The organism is Roseivivax sp. CAU 1753, from assembly GCF_054482575.1.
In genome coordinates this window covers 1-14,726 of sequence record NZ_JBTLRF010000008.1, presented here as the reverse complement: position 1 = coordinate 14,726, position 14,726 = coordinate 1, and the positions used below count along the sequence as shown (strand labels likewise).

Genomic DNA, 14,726 nt, shown 5'->3' with positions numbered 1-14,726 from the left:
AGGGTGGAACGGGGTTGCACTGTCATCTTGATGTCACCTCCTGCCAGAGCCGCTCAGAAAAACGGTTCAGCGCCGTCACTTTGTATGCCGGCACGTTGGCGTCCCGGCCGTACACCTCTGACCGGAGCCATTCGATCTCAGCCGAGGGATCAGCGGTGATCGTCCACCAAACCTTGCCATGCGGGAGTTCCGCCGGACGCCAGCGATAACCGCGTTCTTTCAGTTTCAACCGTTCATCGTAGGGTGCATCTACTGCCCGAATAAGAAATTCGTCCTGCAAAGCCGCGTCCCGGACAGCAGACATCACGCGCTGGCCCGATTGAGGTAGTTCCTGCGCAAGCAGCGCAAGGCAGGCCTCGCAATCGGCCAGGGCCCGGTGTCCATCGTAGAACCAGCCAAACTGCATGCCCAGGTAATCGAGTTTGCCCGCGGAGAAGCCCTCACGCAGCCAGTCGACACTCGTAAGCGTGCACCCCCACGGTTTCTCCGCAAAGCAGGGCCAGTGCTTCTCGACCATGACCCGGTCGAAACTGGCATTGTGCGCAATTATCAGATCAGCATCAGCGACTAGGGCTTCCACGACGGACCCGTTGATCGTCCGACCTGCGACCATTTCAGTGGTCAGCCCGGTGATGAGACTGGCTTCGTCTGAGATCGGGACGCTTGGCTCACGAAGGCCCTCGAAGGCTCGATCATGGTCGATCTCGAGAATGCGCCCGGTGTCGAGCTCATAGGTGAACGGCAGCATGGCGAGCTGAATAACTTCATCCGCATCATGCGAGAGACCGGTGGTTTCGACATCTAGGACGAGGGCGTGCTTCACGGGGCCGCCGCGGGAATCGTTCAGCTTTACTGGCAATGCCAGCCGTCGAAGCAGGCGCCAGTCGTTGGTGCGTGCTTGGACGTCCGACTGCACCACATCTTCGGCAGCAATAGAAAAGTGACTGAAATCATTCATGAAAATACCTCGATACATTTGCCGTGCCCATGCACCGACGGAGCATCCTCGCCAATCGCTCCATTTCCGCGCAGTAACGCTTGAGCGCACCGATGGGTGGTTTGAAGGAGTAAGCGCATCACTTGTTATCCTCAAACATGCGGGCCAGCCGGCCATAACTTTCTTCTGGCAAAAGCTTGAGGATCTTGATCAGCTGGTCATCGCCGCTGCTGAGGACGCCCTTCCGGAACACATCCCGGATGGCCTCGCCTTCCTGGACTTCCTCCTCATCGAGATCCATGCCACGGATGATCGCCCCCACGCGCAGCGCATCATTGAGAGAGATTTCGAAGTCGTGTCCAAACCCCTCACCACATGACTGGCAATCTTCTGCGCTTAGGGGATTAAGAGCCCCACATTCACCGCACGTTTTCATGCGCGACGGGCGAACCGGAAACTCTGAATCGCACACATGGCAAGATGTGGCGTCCTTCGGGCATTCCGCGCCGCAGTCCGGGCACACCTTGGTGTCTGGTGTGTCTGAGGGGCGCTGTTTTGCCGGCGACATCTCTGCCTCAACCCGACGGGCGTATTCCTCGAAGACTCGATGCGTCGGCATGACAACGTAGGCGCGGGAATCGTCTTGCGGTCCAAAGTTCCGAACAACGCGCCCCATGGCCTGGCGGAAAGAGAGCTCCGTTTGAGCGTTTGGAAGATAGGCCATAATGCGAAGCCGCTGAATATCGACCCCTTCTGAGACCATAGCGACCGACACCAACCAACGTTTCTTGCTGTTGCGAAACGCTGCAATCTTGCCATCCGGGTTTGCGACCCGGTTGTGAACTACCACAGGCTTTTCGCCATCGAGCAGTTCGAGAAGCTCAGCCATGTACTCCGCGACCAGAATATTCGGGGCGATGACGAGACCGCCGGCCTCTGGCATCCGCAGCCGGAGATCGTTCAACTTTTCGATGCACCACTGTAGCAGGTTCGCCTGGTACGAAACCGGATCTGCTACGCCTGATGGCAGGTACTTGGGCGTACAGGCAAGTTTGTAATAATCCAGCGCTTGCTGGAGACCCTTGATGCGCTTCAGACCGTCGGAGAATTGCGTCTCCTCTGTTCCTGAAACACTGATGTTTTCGCCATCCTCCAGCGTAACGGAAAACTTTCCCTCATGGCGGTGGAACGTGATTGGCCGACAGTATCCAAGGTCAACCGCCTCACCATAGGTGAGCGTGTAAGATCCACCTTCCGGATGATCGATTTGTCCCTGATCGTCATAGGCCAGCCAGACAGACTCCTTGCCGTCCGAGCGGATCGGTGTTCCCGTCAGGATCAGAGCGAACGTCGCATCGGCAAACGCCCCGTTTGCGCCATCGCCCCAGGCTGCCTCAACGGCGGCATGGTGATGCTCGTCACAGATGACGAGCGTCCGGTCTTTGCGACAAACTGCCTGCAGGCCATCCAGCGAGCCCTGCACAGCAGACCATGTTGCGCACAGATCAGCACCGTATTCTTCCGGCTCCTCATCGGCACCAGTGATTTTGAGCATAGAGCGCCCTGTTACAAACTTAAATTCGTCACCCCACTGGTTCACAACGGTTTTTCGTGGCGCGATAACGATGACTCGGTCGATCATATCCGCATCGAGAAGACGCTGGGCAATGACAGACGCGCATATGGTCTTGCCCGCTCCGGGCGCAGCATTGATAAGGAAATGGCGGTCATCGCCGGCTTGAAGCCAATCCATGGCTTTGTTGGCGCAGGCAGCCTGCCAGGGTCTCAGATTAATAGTCGTCATTGCTTGCGCCTTTCTTCAAATTGCACGTCGCACAGAGCGCCTGCCCGTTTTCCAATGTCGTCGGTCCACCCCTCGAATGCGCGCGCACGTGATCCGCGTGGAAGCCCGCATCCAGCACCGCTCCGCAGTTCTTGCAGAGGCTGCCGGCGAGCATCCGCAGGATGCGCCTTTGTCGAGGTGTGAACGCCCGTCTCATTTCTTGATCCAGTACTCGGTCAGCTGGATCTCCTTGTATGGGAGATCTTCGGGTACCTTGCAGACCGCGTATTCGTTGATCCGACGAATAACGTTCGCCATTGGCACTTCTCGTGACTCAATCAAAAACCGATCTTTCTTTATGCGTGTGAATTCCGCATTCGGATTTCGCACACCAAAGAGCAGAATGGCCTCCAAAAGTGTGACAGGGTTGCCCTCGAGCATATGCTCTCGCAGGGCGGATGCTGCTTTGTACTCAGCCATAAACTTCCTCCAAAATCATATCTTCCTGACTGCCAAGTAGCAGTTCGTTCAAACCATTTCTTCCACCACGGCCCGCAAGCGGATCTTCCATCAAGCCAGTTTCTGTTTCGAGTATCCGGCCTTGGAATTTATCGAACGCTGTACAGAGATCGTAAGAATAGTATCCCTGATGGCGCCGTTGGTCGGGATGCCCGTCAGTCACGTACTCCCGCTTCGACAACTCGATCAGCTTCTGGGCTGCCCCGAGCAGCTCTTCGGTCGACACAACACCCTCAGGCAGCTGCTGCGACAGCTCACCAAAGATCGCCGAAAGAAGGGACACGCCCCGAAGCTTTTGCTTGGCCTTCATATCTCTTCTCCCTTATTGTCGATCCACGTCAAACCCGCTCAATGAACGGTTGCGCCGAGCGGCACACACGCCGGCCCTTCGCCCTCTTCTTCGGCGCTACCTTCAAAACGCAGGCGCGCTTGCTCAGAGATCGCGCCGAGCAGCACCGGGAAGACCCGCATGGGGTCGCCACAAACCTGCAGCCCCATGTCGGCTGCCACAGAGGTCAGCGCGAAGGCGATCATCGAGGGATCGATACCCTCGTCGAGAAGCGCCTTTGTGAGCGCACTCACTTTGGCGGTGACCCCCTCCAGTTCATCTTTTTCTCGCTGCGCCATCTTCTGACATCCCAAAAATTTGCGGCCATCGCCGCTGCTGACCCTGAGATAAGAAAGCTTGCGCATCATTACAAGATATTTTTTGTGATTTGCCACAAATTTTTTTATGTACCCGAACAGAACATCGCGCGGAGATAATCATAAATACCTGTTTTTGTGTATTTTAATGCCCATAATGGCGTGCAAAACCCTCCACCAAGAAAAACACAAAAGGTCTTGCGTGAACGTAAGATTCCTTCTATTTGGGTCTTCATGAAGATTCTGATGGCATGGATAGGCACGCAGGACCTCGACGCCCCCACCCACCCTGAGGGGCAAACGGGCCCGATCTGCAGTGCGGTAGAAGCGCGGCGCTTTGATCGCCTGGTTCTTATTGCGAACCAGGACAGCGCGAAGGTTGCGGCTTACACGGACTGGCTCCACCAGCGGGCTTCGGCGGAAGTCTTCGTCGAGAGCGTCCAGCTAAAAGACCCAACCGATATCGACGCGATCCACGGGATTGCAGTAGATGTCGTGGAGGGCTGCCGGCGGGCCGCCGCCCCTGACATTCCTGAACTCACTTTTCATTTGAGCCCGGGAACCTGGGCCATGGCGCTTGTTTGGGCCATATTGGGGGCAACGCGCTTTCCGGCTGAGTTGCTGCAGTCGTCCAGGGAAGGCGGCGTCCAAACGATAGAGATTCCGTTTGATGTCTCTGCCGAGCTCCTCCCAAAGATCATGGAGTCGGCGGATGCCAAGCTCACCAGGCTCAGCGGCGGTCTGGATGTCAAAACGTTCGGCGATCTGATCTTCAGGAGCCCCGCCATGGAGCGCATGGCAAGCAAGGCGACAAAAGCCGCCATGCGCAACGTGCCCATTCTGATTGAGGGAGAAGCCGGCACCGAGAAAGAGGTTTTGGCGCGCGCCATCCATGGATATGGCCCGCGTCGCGAACAGCCTTTCGTTTCGTTGAACTGCGGTGCCCTCAAGCCCGAACAGATCGACGCCCAGATATTTGGCTCAGGCGACCCGGGCTCCAACGGCACCGGCGCGCTCGCACAGGCGGCAGGTGGCACCCTCTATCTCGATGAGGTCGAGCTTCTTCCGCCTCAAGCACAGGTCCGCTTGCAGGTTCTTCTCGATGAGATGGTCGGCGACGATATCACGACTTCCAAAAACGGAAATGCGGATGTGCGGATCATTGCTGCAACAAGAAAGCAGCTGATTAACGCTGTGGCCGCCGGCGACTTTCGCGAGGAACTCTTCTTCGGTCTGGCTGTGCTGGTTCTGAAGATCCCTCCTCTTCGAGAACGCATGGGAGATCTGGGTCCGCTCATCGAGATGCTTCTCGAACGCATCAATGAGCAAAGCGTAGACGAGCCCGGCTTTGTGAAGAAGACGCTTTCTCCTGGGGCAAAAAATGTGCTTCTTCAGCGCCCTTGGCCCGGCAATCTCCGTGAGCTTGAAAACTCACTGCGGCGGGCCGCGATCTGGAGCGAGGGCTCCCAGATCACAGAAAACGATGTCTGGGATGCCGTCTTTACCGCGCCAATGCCGGCCGCGCCACAGAACAGCATTCTCGATAAGCCAATCGACGAGGGTGTAAATCTCCAGGAAATCCTGGCTGAAGTTGCCCGACACTACATTACGCGCGCAATCGCGCAGGCCGAGGGGAACAAGACAAACGCTGCAAAATTGATTGGGCTACCGAGCTATCAGACGCTGACAAACTGGATGACGAAATATGGCGTATCCTAGGTTTGTAGATACATCAGCCGACCACGGCCGCCTGAGGCTCGCCTCGGCACGACCCTTTAATTCCGATAGGGGGCGACCATGAAGTCGCGCAACTTCGAATTCCTCCGCCCGGAGTGGCAGGAGCTGGCGGAACTCGGCGCACTCGCCGAGGCTTACGCCTATGCTGACCCCGCAAGTGCGCTGGTGAAGCTCAGGCTCTTTGCAGAAAACCTCACCAAAGACATTTATCGCGACCTGCGCCTTCCCAAGCCGGATCAGGCAACGTTCATAGACCTGCTTCGAAACGAGTCTTTTTCAGCGATAGTGCCGAAGGTGGTGCTCGATAAGCTGCATGCGCTTCGCATTCACGGAAACAAGGCGGCACATGGTGACCCGGCGAGTACAAAGAACGCTCTTTGGCTGATCAAAGAAGCATTCGATCTCTCTCGCTGGATTTTCGTCCAGGCGCGCAAGGGCACGTCGGATGAGCTGCCCAAGTTTTCTGAGATCCCGCAGTCGGCCGGAGACGACACGAAAGGCAAGCTGAAGCGCGAAAAGCGCGAGCTGCTCGAAAAGCTGGCGGGCCAGGAAGCTCAAATGGAGAAGCTTCTTCAGGAGCTTGAGGAAGCCCGTCAAACGGCTACTGCCGCTCAGAAGAAAGCTTCTGAGATCGCGGCCCTAGCGTCGTCCGCTGCGGAAACGGCAAACCTGCTGAAGTTCGACGAAGCAACCACGCGGGCCCGCATTATCGATAGCCTGATCGCATCAGCTGGCTGGAATGTCGCCAATGGAGAGGTCAGCACAAGCGAAGTCGGCAAAGAGGTCCAAGCACCGTCCCAGCCGACGGCGACCGGCATAGGATATGCCGACTATGTGCTTTGGGATGATGACGGCAGCCCGCTGGCGGTTGTTGAAGCGAAGAAGACATCGGTTGATCCTGAAACGGGTCGGCAGCAGGCAAAATTGTATGCGGATGGCCTGGAGAAGGTTCATGGACAACGTCCTGTGATCTTCTACACGAATGGTTACGACATCTGGATGTGGGACGACGCCGGAGGCTACCCACCCAGGAAGGTCTACGGATACTATTCCAAGGACAGTCTTCAGTATCTCGTGAAGTTCCAGCGCAAGAGCCGGAAGGCACTCGATACGATCGAGCCGCGCTCAGACATCGTCAATCGCCTCTACCAGATTGAAGCAATCAAGCGCGTTTCAGAGCGGTTCACCGGGAACCACCGCAAATCGCTTGTCGTGCAGGCCACTGGCACCGGGAAAACGCGTGTTGCCATCGCCCTGACCGAACTCCTGATCCGGGCGGGATGGGTTAAACGCGTACTTTTCCTTTGCGACCGCCGAGAGCTCAGGAAGCAAGCAAAGAACGCCTTCGGGGATTTCCTTGCCTCTGAGCCAATCAGGGTTGTCAGTGGGCGTATCGACAGCACCGCAAAGGAACGCATCTTCATCGGAACCTACCCGGCGATGAAGAAGGTGTTTCAGTCGTTTGATGTGGGATACTTCGATCTCATCATTGCCGATGAATCTCATCGAAGCATTTACAACGTCTACGGCGACATCTTCACGTACTTCGACAGCCTTCAGATAGGCCTGACTGCAACCCCGGTTGATTTCGTGACGCGGAGCACCTTCGATCTGTTCCAATGCGAAGGGCAACTCCCGACCGCAAACTACGATCTTGAAGAAGCTGTGCGCGATGGGTTTCTGACGCCCTTTGAAGTGTTCGAGCACACGACCCAGTTCATGCGCGAAGGGATCACGCTCGACACGCTGACGGCCGAGCAGATCAAGGAGCTCGAAGATCAGGGTGAAGATCCGTCCCAGTATGATTTCGCTGCCGCCCAGATCGACAACGTCATTTACAATAAGGACACCAACCGGGCGATCCTGCGGAACCTTATGGAAAACGGGTTGAGGGATGCGACGGGACAGACCCCTGGGAAGAGCATCATCTTCGCCCGCAATCATCAACATGCGGTCCTTCTCCGTCAGCTCTTCGACGAGATGTACCCGCAATATGGCGGCCGCTTCTGCCAGGTCATCGACAACTATGATCCTCGTGCCGAGCAGTTGATTGATGACTTCAAGGGCAACGATGACGGCAAGAACGACGAGCTCACGATCGCGATCTCCGTCGACATGCTCGATACAGGGATCGATATCCCCGAGATTCTCAATCTTGTGTTTGCAAAACCCGTCAAGTCGCCAGTCAAATTCTGGCAGATGATCGGGCGCGGCACGCGGCTCTGCGAAGACCTGTTTGGGCCCGGGGAACACAAGAGCGTGTTCCGGATCTTTGACCATTGGGGGAACTTCGAACGCTTTGAGACGGGCTATCGTCCAGCGGAACCAACTCAGTCCAAGTCGCTAATGCAGCTCGTCTTTGAAGAACGGATCAACCTTGCTGAACTGGCGCTTCAGAAAAGCGAAATTGCCGCCTTCGAAGCGATCATTGGATTGATCGGCAAGGACATCAACGACCTGCCGGAAGAGTCTGTCGCTGTCCGCGAGAAGTGGCGCGAGAAGCGATCACTGGGGGCACCAGAAACGCTGAAGGCCTTTGCGCCGGCGACGGTCGTTGCCTTGCGTCAGGTGATCGCGCCGCTCATGCAGTGGCGGAACATCCGTGGGCACGGCGACGCCTATGCGCTCGACCTCCTCCTCGCCCGAATCCAAATTGCCGTTCTGCGCCAATCAAACACTGTCGGTGATCTGAAAATCGACATGCTTGAACGACTCGGTGCGCTTCAGATGCATCTGAACCCCGTCCGGGAGAAGGCCGACGTCATCAAGACAGTCAAATCGGATGCCTTCTGGGACGATATCACCGTCGAGAAACTCGAGGGGGTCAGAGTGCCACTTCGCGAAATCATGCGGTATCGGGAACGCACGACGGGCCCCGCAGTGCCGCCAAAGATCATCGATGTCACTGAAACCAAGTCCGAGGTCCAATCGGCCCGCCGCAAGGTCAGTCTCGATGCGGTCAACATGAAGGCCTACCGTCACGTCGTTGAAGAAGAGCTGCGTAAGCATTTTGGCGAGAATCCGACGCTTCAGAAGATCAGCAGGGGCGAGCCCGTAGCTGAGGCGGATATCGAGAAGCTTGTCTCGCTGATCCTGGCCCAGACCCCTGGCGTCAATCGGGAAATTCTGGAGGAGTTCTTCTCTGAGACAGCAGCTCCGCTGGATTTCGTGATCCGGTCGATCATCGGTCTTGATCCCGAAGCCGTCGAAGCGAAGTTCGCGGATTTCGCACGAACCCACCCGAGCCTGAAAGCCAAGCAGACGCGGTTCCTCGGCCTCCTGAAAAACCACATCGCACGCTATGGCTCTATTACCCGTGCGAAGCTTTATGAAGACCCATTTACGGTTGTCGATGCCGACGGGCCCGATGGGGTGTTCGAAAATGAAAAAGACGTCGACGAACTCATGGAGATCATCGACCAGTTTGCGCCGCCAGCGACAGTGAGCGGCGACGAACAAGAAGCCTCTGAAAGGACGAAAGACCAATGATTACAGGCGCCCTCAAACGCGATATCGACGCGCTCTGGACGGAATTCTGGCAGGGCGGGATCACGAACCCGTTGACGGTGATCGAGCAGGTCACGTTTCTGATGTTCGCACGGCTTCTCGATATCAACGAGACTCGTGATGAAAACCGACTGAAGCGAGCAGGTAAACGGGACAATCCTCCGCGTTTCAAAGAGGACGACCAGCATTTGCGCTGGTCTCACTTCCGGCACCTCGGCGCTGATGAAATGCTTCCGCTGATACGTGACGAGGTCTTCCCGCACTTCAGAAAGTCCTCCACCAGTGGCTCGGCCTTTGCAGAGTTCATGAAAGACGCCCAGCTGATGATCCAGAAGCCAAGCCTTCTGGTGAAAGCGGTCAATATGATCGACAAGCTGCCGCTGACCGAGGGTGACACCAAGGGCGACCTTTACGAATACCTGCTCAGCAAACTTACCACTGCTGGCATCAACGGGCAGTTCCGCACCCCGCGCCATATCATCAAGTTGATGATCGAACTGCTCGCCCCACAGCCGAACGAGATTATCGGTGACCCTTCTGCCGGCACGGGCGGCTTTCTCGTCGAGACAATGCAATACCTGATGAAAGAGCACACGTCAGAGGAAGGCATCGACGAGGTCACAGACCCTGAAACCGGCAAAACCGAAAAGATCTACACGGGCGATCTGTTGGAAGATCACCGCGAGCACATCCGCAGCAAGATGTTCCACGGGTTTGATTTTGACGCGACCATGCTGCGGATCGCGGCAATGAACCTGATGCTGCACGGCGTGGATGACCCGGACATCCACTACCAGGACACGCTCAGCACCAGCTTCAGCGACAAGTATCCTCAATCCGCAAGCGATGGCTTTGATGTCATTCTGGCCAATCCTCCATTCAAGGGCACCCTCGATTTCGAGGATGTGCATCCGGGACTGCTTAGAAAAGTAAAAACCAAGAAGACAGAGCTTCTCTTCCTCGTCCTCATCTTACGGATGCTCAAAGACAACTCCGGACGGTCAGCCACCATTGTGCCGGATGGGGTTTTGTTCGGATCATCGACGGCTCATGTTGCTCTGCGGCGCCTGTTGATCGATGATAATCAGCTTGAGGCCGTGATCTCGCTGCCCAGCGGGGTGTTCAAGCCCTATGCCGGTGTCTCGACGGGGATCCTCGTGTTCCGCAAAGGCGGCCGAACGGATGATGTCTTCTTTTTTGATGTGGAGCATGATGGCTTCACACTCGACGACAAAAGAGACCCGAGCCCTGACAAAGATGATCTGCCGGGCTGCGTAGAGGCCTGGAAGAACCGCGACGCGCAGCAACTTACGGATCGCACACAAAAGGCCTTCTTTGTGCCTGCTGAGGAAATCCGGCAGTCGAACTATGACCTTTCGCTGAGTCGATACAAGGAGCAAACTTACGAAGCAGAGGTTTATGATCCGCCAGTGGATATTCTGGTCCGCATGAAGGAACTAAACGCAGCGATTGCGACTGATATTGCCGAGCTTGAGGAGATCCTCGGATGACTTGGAACTCGGCAAGGCTCTCTGACATTGCCAAAATTGATCGTTCTCAAGTTGATCCTGGGAAAATTACATCTGGCACAAAATACCTCGGCCTTGAACACATTGAGGCCGGTGGAAGAATACTTGGCGCTCAGTCAGTTCAACGAGGCGAATTGAAAAGCTCAAAGTTTCAGTTCAGCAAAGAGCACGTACTATATGGAAAACTTCGTCCTTATCTTGCCAAGATTTCCCTTCCTGATTTTGAGGGGATTTGCAGCACAGATATCTTACCGGTCCGCCCAGGCCCAGATTTGGATCGCAAGTTTCTCGCGTACTACCTTAGACAGCCGTCTGTAGTTCAGGAAGCTAACGGTCGTTCGACGGGGGCGAACCTTCCACGCCTCAGCCCGAAGGCGTTGGCGGAGATGGATATTCCTTGTCCACCGATTGACGAGCAACGCCGGATCGCGGAGATCCTCGACAAGGCCGACGCCATCCGCCGCAAAGGCGAGCAGGCTCTCGACCTGGCGGATGAGTTTCTGAAGTCGGTGTTTCTGAAGATGTTCGATGTTACATTCAGAGGAATAGAACAAAACAATAAAGTGAGTCTCGCTGAGTTGGTCGAGCGAGTTACTGTTGGCCATGTTGGGCCGTCAACAAAAGGTCTTTCATCAAGCGGCGTTCCGTTTTTGCGTACCCAGAATATTGGCTCAAACGGCATATCATACGACGGACTCCTACATATCACCGAGGAATTTGCTTCACGCCTGAAAAAATCTGAACTCCGAGAAGGCGACATTATCATTTCTCGACACATCACTGATAGGATTAGGTCGGCGATAATTCCTCATGAGCTAGATGGCGCAAACTGCGCCAACATCGTGGTCGTTCGCCCGGGACCTGACGTGCCTTCAAGCTTCATTCACATGCTGTTGCAAACAGGGACCGCTCAATCTGCATTGCTGGGCAGGCAAACCGGTTCGGCACAACGAGTTATCAATACAAAGGCGTTTCAAGCATGGGAAATAAGCGAACCAAGTCTGGGCGCATTGGGGGATTTCGACAAAATTTTTCAAGGGTCTAGTAACGCACGAAATCGTTTGCAGAATGCTGTTGCTAACTCTGAGAACTTATTTTCAGCTCTTTCCCAACGCGCTTTCCGTGGCGACTTGTAGGATTTCCAAATGCGACTAAGCCACATCGAAATCGAGAACTTCAAAGGCATCGGCACGAAGCAGAGCATCGACCTCGCGCCGATTACGCTGCTCTTTGGCCCGAACAGCGCCGGCAAGAGCACGATCCTGCAGGCACTGCACTACCTGCGCGAGATCCTCGAGCGCAACAACCCCGACCCCGACCAGACCATCGCCGGCGGCCTGACCGACCTCGGCGGCTTCGCCACGCTTGTCCATAACCACGACCTCTCCCGCCCGATCCGCATCAAAGTCAGGATCGACTTGTCCGAGGATCAAGGCAGCGAACGTCTCCCCTTGAATTCGGGAGGAAGCCTGCGAGACGACCGGTTCAACGAACTTGGCATCCGTTATCTGGTTGGTGAGAACACCGAATTGCGCGACTACGCGGTTGTCCAGGAGGTTGGCATCGGGATCGAAGTGCGCTGGAGTGATCTGATCAACGCCCCTTATGTGTCCTGTCTTGACGTCGAAATGGACGAGGAGGCTCTGTGCTCAGTGGTGTCGCCGGCGCAAGTCGGTCGGGCGATGGCAACAGATTTCAACTTCGAACACTCACTTCTTCAGCCGATTAGGTACCCATATGATTATCCGGAAGAAGACGAGACGCTCGGTTTCCTAAATGTTTTGAGCGAGGATGGCGAGGTCCACAAAGAACGGGCGCTTTCAACCGACTTGCTGGAAGCCATATGGCACAATTCGCGTGAAATGAGCTCGGTCATGGAGGAAATGAACGAGCAAGAGCTCGAAGACGCGGCTGACAGCTCTGCATGGGATACAGATGTCCGAGTTGGCATTAAAACCGAGCTCGGCGCGCTCCCAGAAATCGATAAGCCACTCACCTCGGACTTCGTGGACCCAGATCGCGATCTTTCGATGCGCGCGTTTATGGCGGGCGAATCCGCCGCCGATAAGATAATGGACAGAACATTTGGCCGTTCCTCGCGAATGACGCGTGACGAAAACGAAGCGTACGAAAATGCTTTGAAACACTATAAGCAGCAGCTCGATACAGTCGCGGGCCTTTCCGCGATCATGGATGAGCTGATCCTCGGACCTGTACGCATAGTGCGGGACTATTTGCAGGCTGTCACTTACATCGGCCCGCTTCGGGAGATCCCGAGCAGAGGCTACCGCCCCCGCCTTTCGCCAGATGAATCCAGGTGGGCTCAAGGTCTTGCCGCGTGGGATGTACTTTACACCCAATCTGGGGAGGAGCTGCTAGACAGTGTCAATGATTGGATGTCGTCGGAAGAGCGGCTTCGAACTGGCTATGTTTTGGTTAAATCTAGCTACAAGCAGATATCGACGGCCGAAGGCCTTCATCAATTGTTCAAGCGTGGAATTAACGAAGACGACCTAGGCGACTTGCAGGAGCTCTATGAAGCCATTCCAACCAAATCTGAAATCGGCTTAATGGATTTGGCGCGAGGTATTCCTGTCGCCCCTAGCGACGTGGGTGTCGGAATTTCTCAGATGGTACCGGTCGTGGTTGCCTGCTTGATGGAACCCGACGGGCTTGTAGCGATCGAGCAGCCTGAACTTCACATCCATCCTGCAATCCAAGTCGGAGTAGGCGACCTATTTATTTCGGCGACAAGTACATACCGGCCGGCCACGGGCCCCGAGCGTTCGATCCTAGTGGAAACGCATAGCGAGCACATAATGCTGCGTCTTCTCAGAAGAGTTAGAGAGCAGAGTGAAAATGAATTGCCACCGGGCATACTGGGGTTAACACCCAATGATCTGTCAGTCGTCTATGTTGAGGCGACAGAACAAGGACCGGTTTTCAAAAAACTTAGGGTAAGCGAGGACGGAGATTTCGTCGATAACTGGCCTAAGGGCTTTTTCGAAGAGCGCGCCGAGGAGCTCTTCTAATGCACTATGAATATGCGGTTGAACCTCAAGCCATTGGCTCGAGCTGGGAGAGTTTTAGGTATCTCATTGAAAAATTTGGCTTCGACAAGGGCCGTCTAATCTCACAATTTCCTAAGAGCTGGTTTCGTGAAGTGTACGAAGCAGCCGACACACTATCTCCAATGCAAAGGAAGAGGGTCGAGGAAGCGCTCAACCATGCAAAGAAAAACAAAGTTGTTCGAAGCGGCCGATCATACGACCCAACAATCGGATCGTGGCTGGAAAACGCTCTTGCCGAACATAAGCGGCAACCTTTCCATGCAATTATCGCCAGCGAAGCTCCGAAAGGTGAAGCTTCTGCTCTCTCTATGGATACTCTGGATGAGAGCGCACCACTGATGAAGGTTCCTCATGAAGAGAACATTGTCCGGGATATTGGGTCCATGGCCACCGCGCTGAGAGGACTGCTTCATTTTGGGTCTAGACTGGTTTTCGTTGACGCGTATTTCGATCCCTTCAACACTCGGCAGAAGAAACTATTTCGCGAGCTATTTCGGATTGTAGGTGAGCTTAATCCACGTGCCATTTGTGAGATACATTACCGAAACGACACGAAGAAGGGCCTTTCAAACGATATTCTCAAACGCGAAGCAGCCGTCCTTTCGAAGGATATTATCCCTCCTGGTATGAGGATTACTTTCTTTTGTTGGTGCGAAAAAGATGCCGGCGAAGATTTTCATGCAAGGTACCTGCTTACAGAAAAAGGTGGCATCCGAGTTGATGCAGGTTTTGAACCCATCGGCAGCCATGAAACATCAGATTTTTCGCTTATGGATTACGAACTGGTTCACCGGCGTTTGGCGGCGATTTCGCGAGACAGCGATGTTTACAAGTTGGTTGGCCCGGTAATTTGCATCAGTTCTGATGGATCGGTTGTAAGCGGTGCGCCGTTCACACTGGATTGACGTAGTTCCAAGGCAGCAGCAGATTGATATCGGTTTGTTTGTGCCCGCCTGCGATGGCTTTCAGGACACCGGACAGATAGCCATGGGGCTCGA

Annotated in this window: 12 protein-coding genes; 6 read left to right on the top strand and 6 right to left on the bottom strand. The window is 55.1% G+C overall.

Translation table 11 applies throughout. The features are described 5' to 3' along the window. Positions 1-22: 22 nt before the first annotated feature. The 6 genes from ACXYMN_RS15480 to ACXYMN_RS15455 form a co-directional block, all read right to left on the bottom strand. Positions 23-958, bottom strand: coding sequence for a 3'-5' exonuclease (locus ACXYMN_RS15480; protein ID WP_459014628.1), 936 nt, complete (start codon positions 956-958; stop codon positions 23-25). Between the two features lie 118 nt (positions 959-1,076). After that, positions 1,077-2,741 (bottom strand): DEAD/DEAH box helicase, encoded by a 1,665-nt coding sequence (locus ACXYMN_RS15475; protein ID WP_459014627.1) that lies wholly within the window; start codon positions 2,739-2,741, stop codon positions 1,077-1,079. Further along, positions 2,728-2,895 carry an HNH endonuclease gene (locus tag ACXYMN_RS15470; RefSeq protein WP_459014626.1) on the bottom strand — a complete coding sequence of 56 codons (168 nt, stop codon included), beginning with the start codon at positions 2,893-2,895 and terminating at the stop codon, positions 2,728-2,730. The genes ACXYMN_RS15475 and ACXYMN_RS15470 overlap by 14 nt, the downstream gene beginning before the upstream one ends. Before the next feature lie 38 nt (positions 2,896-2,933). Continuing rightward, on the bottom strand, positions 2,934-3,200 hold the full coding sequence (locus ACXYMN_RS15465) for a hypothetical protein (RefSeq protein ID WP_459014625.1): 267 nt from the start codon (positions 3,198-3,200) through the stop codon (positions 2,934-2,936). Then, positions 3,193-3,549, bottom strand: coding sequence for a hypothetical protein (locus tag ACXYMN_RS15460; protein WP_459014624.1), 357 nt, complete (start codon positions 3,547-3,549; stop codon positions 3,193-3,195). Before ACXYMN_RS15460 ends, ACXYMN_RS15465 begins: the two co-directional genes overlap by 8 nt. Before the next feature lie 38 nt (positions 3,550-3,587). Continuing rightward, positions 3,588-3,935, bottom strand: coding sequence for a hypothetical protein (locus ACXYMN_RS15455; protein WP_459014623.1), 348 nt, complete (start codon positions 3,933-3,935; stop codon positions 3,588-3,590). Positions 3,936-4,118: 183 nt separating this feature from the next. Here ACXYMN_RS15455 and ACXYMN_RS15450 point away from each other — a divergent pair, with 183 nt between their 5' ends. The 6 genes from ACXYMN_RS15450 to ACXYMN_RS15425 all read left to right on the top strand — a co-directional run bounded on the left by ACXYMN_RS15450 (position 4,119) and on the right by ACXYMN_RS15425 (position 14,633). Continuing rightward, entirely contained in the window at positions 4,119-5,603 is a 1,485-nt protein-coding gene (locus tag ACXYMN_RS15450; protein ID WP_459014622.1) for a sigma 54-interacting transcriptional regulator, read from the top strand. 78 nt (positions 5,604-5,681) lie between these two features. Continuing rightward, a complete protein-coding gene (locus ACXYMN_RS15445; protein ID WP_459014621.1) occupies positions 5,682-9,110 on the top strand; it encodes a DEAD/DEAH box helicase family protein in 3,429 nt (1,142 codons plus the stop codon). Next, positions 9,107-10,639: a type I restriction-modification system subunit M gene (locus ACXYMN_RS15440; RefSeq protein ID WP_459014620.1), complete on the top strand. Its 1,533-nt coding sequence runs from the start codon at positions 9,107-9,109 to the stop codon at positions 10,637-10,639. Before ACXYMN_RS15445 ends, ACXYMN_RS15440 begins: the two co-directional genes overlap by 4 nt. Continuing rightward, on the top strand, positions 10,636-11,793 hold the full coding sequence (locus ACXYMN_RS15435; protein ID WP_459014619.1) for a restriction endonuclease subunit S: 1,158 nt from the start codon (positions 10,636-10,638) through the stop codon (positions 11,791-11,793). Before ACXYMN_RS15440 ends, ACXYMN_RS15435 begins: the two co-directional genes overlap by 4 nt. A 9-nt stretch (positions 11,794-11,802) precedes the next feature. Then, positions 11,803-13,689 carry a DUF3696 domain-containing protein gene (locus ACXYMN_RS15430; RefSeq protein WP_459014618.1) on the top strand — a complete coding sequence of 629 codons (1,887 nt, stop codon included), beginning with the start codon at positions 11,803-11,805 and terminating at the stop codon, positions 13,687-13,689. Continuing rightward, on the top strand, positions 13,689-14,633 hold the full coding sequence (locus ACXYMN_RS15425) for a hypothetical protein (RefSeq protein WP_459014617.1): 945 nt from the start codon (positions 13,689-13,691) through the stop codon (positions 14,631-14,633). The genes ACXYMN_RS15430 and ACXYMN_RS15425 overlap by 1 nt, the downstream gene beginning before the upstream one ends. The last annotated feature ends 93 nt before the right edge of the window (positions 14,634-14,726 follow it).